The organism is Schlesneria sp. (genome assembly GCF_036405755.1).
Lineage (GTDB): Bacteria > Planctomycetota > Planctomycetia > Planctomycetales > Planctomycetaceae > Schlesneria > Schlesneria sphaerica.
The window spans coordinates 1-5,682 of record NZ_DASWWZ010000083.1 but is presented as its reverse complement, the minus strand read 5'-3'; the positions used below and the strand labels follow the sequence as shown (position 1 = coordinate 5,682).

General features: G+C 57.1%; 4 protein-coding genes. 2 read left to right on the top strand and 2 right to left on the bottom strand.

What is annotated here, in order from left to right; translation table 11 throughout:
- Positions 1-575 precede the first annotated feature (575 nt).
- Complete coding sequence (locus VGE80_RS02780; protein ID WP_440591596.1) at positions 576-2,063, top strand: hypothetical protein; 1,488 nt, start codon at positions 576-578, stop codon at positions 2,061-2,063.
- Between the two features lie 35 nt (positions 2,064-2,098).
- On the opposite strand, the gene cnbZ is transcribed toward VGE80_RS02780, so the two are convergent.
- Positions 2,099-2,956 (bottom strand): 2-amino-5-chloromuconate deaminase CnbZ, encoded by an 858-nt coding sequence (gene cnbZ / locus VGE80_RS02775; protein WP_440591595.1) that lies wholly within the window; start codon positions 2,954-2,956, stop codon positions 2,099-2,101.
- Positions 2,957-3,282: 326 nt separating this feature from the next.
- Here cnbZ and VGE80_RS02770 point away from each other — a divergent pair, with 326 nt between their 5' ends.
- Positions 3,283-4,623: a hypothetical protein gene (locus VGE80_RS02770; protein ID WP_440591594.1), complete on the top strand. Its 1,341-nt coding sequence runs from the start codon at positions 3,283-3,285 to the stop codon at positions 4,621-4,623.
- 220 nt (positions 4,624-4,843) lie between these two features.
- Here the strand turns inward: VGE80_RS02770 and VGE80_RS02765 are convergent.
- The coding region (locus tag VGE80_RS02765; RefSeq protein ID WP_440591593.1) for a zinc-dependent alcohol dehydrogenase at positions 4,844-5,682 on the bottom strand (839 nt) is incomplete at its 5' end.

Here is a 5,682-nt window from a genome sequence, read left to right as displayed (position 1 = left end):
CGTGGTGGATGATGGCCGGGAAACGATTAAACAGCTTCAAGACGTGCGACTCCCAGTGAATTAATCCAATTTGGTGTTCCGGCCGAGGGAACGCCATTCGGTTCTGTCAGATGATACCGGGGACAAGTCCGTTTGCCAGTTCCCTTGACGTGAATGACGGACGACCGACCGCGGTCTGTTCAGCGGCGTATGGTTCCCTGGCCTCCGGCGTTCCGGAGATGTCGGCCCACCTCTCAAGAAAAACACTGGTGGCATTGATCATGTTGCGAGAGTTCCTTCGTGAGGTAGCCTGGCAATGAAATGCACGTGGAGGTCCGCACATGGGGTACGACGAGTCCTCACGACGTTGTTCGTCTGTCTCGAAGAGAAGTGACGCCGGCTGTTACCCATTTCTACCGGAGACTGGTACGCTGGCTACGAATGGATTGATTAAAGAACAGAGGCATTCAGGCTCACGCCGCGGATTGCCCCTCATTGATTTTCTCACCCGACCGATAGGGGACGTCCCCCCTGTTTTGGTCGGAAATGGCCGTGGGAGAGCGGTTCGATCGCCGGAACGATGCGAGGAGAGCTTCATGCTGGTGGGCGCACTGCAGTTAGCAAAGCTGTCTCTGTTAATCGAATCGAGAAAACGAGGCGCTCATGCCATTCGTCTGGGTCTGATGCTCATGCTCTACCAGATGGTTTGCGTTGCGCAGGGGTCAACCTGGAAGTCTGCATCAGGGCTTCAGCTCTTTCAATCACAACTGCTGGCGACGGCATTCTTCCTGTCGAGCCTGGCAATCTTCGGCTTTTCTCAATCGGTCACGGAAGAGAAGGAGGGCGAGACCATCGGACTGCTGCGACTGACTGGCATCACGCCGCTTTCCATTCCGATCGGAAAAAACGGAGCGATGCTCTTAGAAGCATTGGTGCTGGTGGCCGTGCAGTTACCGTTTACGATTGTGGCTATCACGTTGGGGGGAATCTCGTGGCCCCAGGTGTATGCGGGCTACGCGGCGCTGGTGGCGTTCCTGTGGCTGCTGGCGGCGATCGGGATCACGATGTCAGTCTGCCGGCCCGATGGGGCGAGTGCCGCTCGCACGACAGCGACGGTCGTTGCCCTCTACGCACTGCCTCCTTTCCTCACATCGCTCAGTTCGCGTCCAGAATGGCAGGCCATGTGCGAAACCGTGGGAGCGGTCAGCCTTCCTGTGCAATTGATGACGGTGACCGAGAGCGGATTTCAGGGCTCGGCCTGGTCTCCCGCCGTCTGGTTCGGAATCGTTGCTGGAATCGGATGCTTGCTTTTCGCGTGGTGGAAGTTCGATTCGATGGCGATTCTGGAAGTGCAAAGCGGTCGCTCACCATTACGCCTGGGAACGCGCCGCATTTCCCGCAGGGCCTGGTCCAGGCCCATCATTTGGCGAGAGTACGTCTTTTCCAATGGAGGGCTGTTCTGGACAGTGGTCCGTCTCGCGGTTCCCGCTGTCATGTTTTTTTTAATACTAGGGCAAAATTCAGGAGTTGACTTGGGGTTTGTGTCGGCATGGACTGCCATCTACGCCGCCCTGTTCGGCATTCTGGATGGGACCTGGTCGGTGAGTCGGTTGTTTCGGGATGAGATCCGATATCAGACCTGGTCGTCACTGGTGCAGACACCTCGCTCATTGTCTCAGATCTACGCGGACAAAATTTACGGCTGGGGATTAGGGCTGGCGCCAACCATCTTGGCACCCTTTCTCTTTATCTACCTCACGTTCATGTTTCATGACTTTCCGATCCACTCAACGATGACGATGGAGTTGATGGTGGGGACAGTCACTGTGGCAATGAGCGTTTTCGGCTATCTGCACCTGCTGATCCTGATGTCACTCTACATTGGATGGAAGGCCATACCGGCCACTCTGACAATCTGCTTCATGGCTGGCTGGTTTTATGTGATTTCCATCTTCACCGCTCGCATGGATGTTTACGCGAGGTGTGGCGCGTTCTTCGGGACGAGCGTGGTGATCACGGTCGTGATCTGGGTGCTGCGCGGCAAGATCCTTCATCGACTGGAAGTCCTGGCGGAAACGGCCTGAAGGTGGCCAAGTCGAATTTCCGGCGATGAGGCCGCTCAGTCAATACGCAGGTCGGTTCGTGTGCCGTGCAGATCCATTTCGAATTCAATTTCTTCGATCGGCGGCGCGCTGTAGTACCAGACGGCCCCATGAATCGCGGCCGTACCGGCACGGCCGAGGATGGTCTCCTTGATCAGCGGTGTCACGGAATGCGCTGTATAGACGTTGATCGCACTCACCAGGGACCAGTCTGCGCCGAGTCCCCGTAGGCGCGTCTCCATCAGATCCATGACGAATTCGGCTTTGGTTCGAATCCCTGCCTCTGACTTGTCCCCTAGAGCAATGATTCCTTCCCGGTTGAGGACTCCTTCTGGCAGTTCGCCTCCTCCTGCGACGATGAAAGTCACGGGCTGCTTTCGCGTACAGGGCATACTGAGGGAAAAGCCGTACATGGCCGGTTCGGCGGGTGCCATCACGACCGGAGCTACGTTGGTCCGGGCCACAGGATTGACTCCGTTAACAAAGACGCCCCAGTCTTTCAGGATAGCGGCGTACTCTGCATTAAACGCAGAGAAGCCAGGAAAGGTGAACGGCTTTGGGGACCTCAGTTCGATTCCACAGAGCGCTGCTTTCGGGCGAGAATTGTCTGCCAGGAATTGTTCGATCCGCTGGAATCCCGCTCGGTAGGGTACGGGATTCAGAAACGTCACGTGAATGATCTCGAACCCCGGGCTGGAGACGACTCCGCACGAGTAAGGGGCGATACCGGGGAGGAAACGATAGTTACCTTCAGGATGATCGATGAGCGGCATAGGTGTCGTCTTCGAGGCAGGGGGGAGAAGAGGCTGGTCCAGACTCAAGGGCATGATGTCCGGGTCGCGGTCACTGCGACGGAGCACCAGACTATCGCTCATCGTGCTGCTGCGATAGGGACCGTCACGGCCCCTTGAAGCGGGAGTTCGGAATTAGAAGTAAGGGTATGCGACGGTGCTCGTCCTTGCCGGTGGATGGAAGCGGAGCGGCCATGGCAGAGGAGGACCCCCATCTGATGTTCGGATTCCCGCCTGCCGGGGGCCGGGGTCGCTGCACGGCGTTGACAGCACAGGAGCGAACATGGCATGACTTTTCTGAAGGCGATTCTTTGCTTGTTGCGAGCGAAGTTTAATCGCCCGTCGCAATGCAGTGACTGTGACCACCCGTGTGAGTCTGAGGGCCTGACGTGATGGATGTATTCGAACGAATGGATCGTCGACAGTGGTTGAGAACTTCTGCCGCCTTGTCATTGGCGACGGCCGGAGGGATCGTTCCCGGCGTTCGCGCTGACCAGTCGCACGCTCGTGCTACGCGGCCCCGTGTCGCTCTTGTCCTGACAGAATTCACGTATCGCAGTCACGCTCATGTCATCGTCGAGAACTTTCTGGAACCGTATTACTTCAACGGCAAGCTGACCGAATCGGGGATGGAGATCGTCAGCTTTTACGTCGACCAGTTTCCGGAAGGGCGGGACATGGCGCGGGATGTCGCGAAGCGCTATGGGATCCAGATCTTTCCGACCATTGCCGAGGCGCTGACGCTGGGAGGAAAAGAGCTTGCTGTCGATGGCGTGGTGTCCATCGGCGAGCACGGGGACTATCCCATGAACGAGCGGCAGCAGCGAATGTATCCGCGCAAACGGTTCTTTGATGAGATTGTGGCCGTGTTCCGTCAGTCGGGACGCTCCGTTCCTGTTTTCAGTGATAAGCATTTGTCGTATCGCTGGGATTGGGCGGCCGAGATGGACCAGGTAGCCAAGGAACTCCAGTTTCCCCTGATGGCGGGAAGCTCGGTTCCACTCGCTCAGCGACGACCACCCCTCGAGATGCCGGTCAATGCAGAGATCGAAGAAGCGGTTTCGATTCACAGTGGCGGAATCGAGTCCTACGACTTCCACGCACTCGAGGTGCTGCAATCAATGGTCGAGTCGCGACGCGGAGGTGAAACGGGTGTCAGTGAGGTGCACTTCCTCGAAGGGGACGAAGTCTGGAAAGCCGCTGATGAAGGACGTTGGAGTCCAGCGTTGGCGCTGGCGGCGATGAGTGCGGCGGAAGGAAAAGAGGTCATCTCACTCAAAGACTTTATTGAACCGGGGACGGGTAGTCAGCACCCCATCCATGCAATTCTGGTCAAGTACCGTGATGGACTGCGGGGAACAATGCTGCGTGTTGGAGCGAGTTCGACGCGATGGTGCTTCGCCTGCCGGGTGGCGGGGCGTCCCGATCCTCTGGCGACGAGCTTTTATGTGGGCCCGTGGCAGAACCGGAATCTGTTCAAAGCTCTGTCACATTCCATTCAGACGTTAATTCGCGAACAGCGTTCACCTTATCCCGTTGAGCGAACGTTGCTGACGACCGGGGTACTCGCGGCCGCGATGGATTCTCACTACGAGAAAAATATCCCCGTGCCGACTCCGCATCTCGATGTGAAGTACTCGGCCGTGGATTTCACATCGATGCGGGAAATGGGAGAGACCTGGAAGTTCATCACGGACCAGTCACCGGAACCCAAAGACATCGACCTGACTGGTCGACATGCCACCCGCTGATCGATCGACTCAGCCGATTCCTCAAGTCCGTCCGAGGATGTCCTGGCCCGTCAAGTGGGGGGGATCGTCCCTTCACAAAGCGGTAAGAACGACAGTCCCATTCTGTGACGCGACTTCGGGAAATCCCGCGAACGAGTTCCGGCGAAGATCCGTTTGATGGGATTGCTCGGTCGGCTGACGCTCGAGCTGCAAGTGGCGAAGAGGGCGACAGGTGCTTCTCTTATTTTCCCAGCGCAGGGAAGGTGACGATGACTTTGAGCACCCCTTCTTTGCGATCTCGGAAGAGCTCAAAACTTTCCTGGAGCCGACTGAGGGGAAACCGGTGAGTGATGATGGGAGCGACGTTGATTCGTCCTTCTTTGATCCACTGCATGGCTAATGGAAAGTCTCTCGAGAAATCAGGACCGACGGAGGTGTAAACAGAGATGTTTTTGAAGAACAGGTCCCGCCAGCGTAAATCATTGATCTTTTCGGGTGGCACGCCAAAGAACAGAATTTGCCCCTCGGGTCTGCAGAGATCGATGCACAGATTGAACTGTTGATCGGCATGGCCCACGCATTCGATCACAACGTCAGGCAATCTGCCCCCCAGGATTTTTTTGACTTCCGTTACCGGGTCGGTGTTCGCGTTGCAGATCGTGGCTGTGGCACCCATCTGCGGGCTGGTCTCAAGACGGTTCTGGACCAGGTCGATGCCGATCACCTGACGCGCTCCGAGATTTCTGAGGGCCGCGTTGAAAAGCTGACCCATGGGTCCCTGTCCAACGACGACGACGTCGCGATCAAGGAGGGAAGGGAGCTTCTTGAGAGCAAAGATGACGGTCCCCAGTGGCTGGGCCATGAGCGCCTGTTCTTCCGGGACGTTGGTCGCGACGGAGATTGCACGGTTCTCGTCGAGGATAAATCGTTCGGCTAGGCCCTGCTGAGCGACGGGGACGGCCAGAACGCGGTCGCCCGTTTTCCATTTCTTCCCGTTCGTCGCGACGACGGTTCCGATCATTTCGTGAAGTGAATGACCTAACTCGATCGGCCATTCATTCCAGCCATTAAAGTAAGGAA

What these genes read in the sequence shown, in the direction of transcription:
- VGE80_RS02780 (WP_440591596.1), top strand. Translation starts at nt 576, where the DNA reads ATGCTGGTGGGCGCACTGCAGTTAGCAAAGCTGTCTCTGTTAATCGAA.
- cnbZ (WP_440591595.1), bottom strand. Translation starts at nt 2,956, where the DNA reads ATGAGCGATAGTCTGGTGCTCCGTCGCAGTGACCGCGACCCGGACATC.
- VGE80_RS02770 (WP_440591594.1), top strand. Translation starts at nt 3,283, where the DNA reads ATGGATCGTCGACAGTGGTTGAGAACTTCTGCCGCCTTGTCATTGGCG.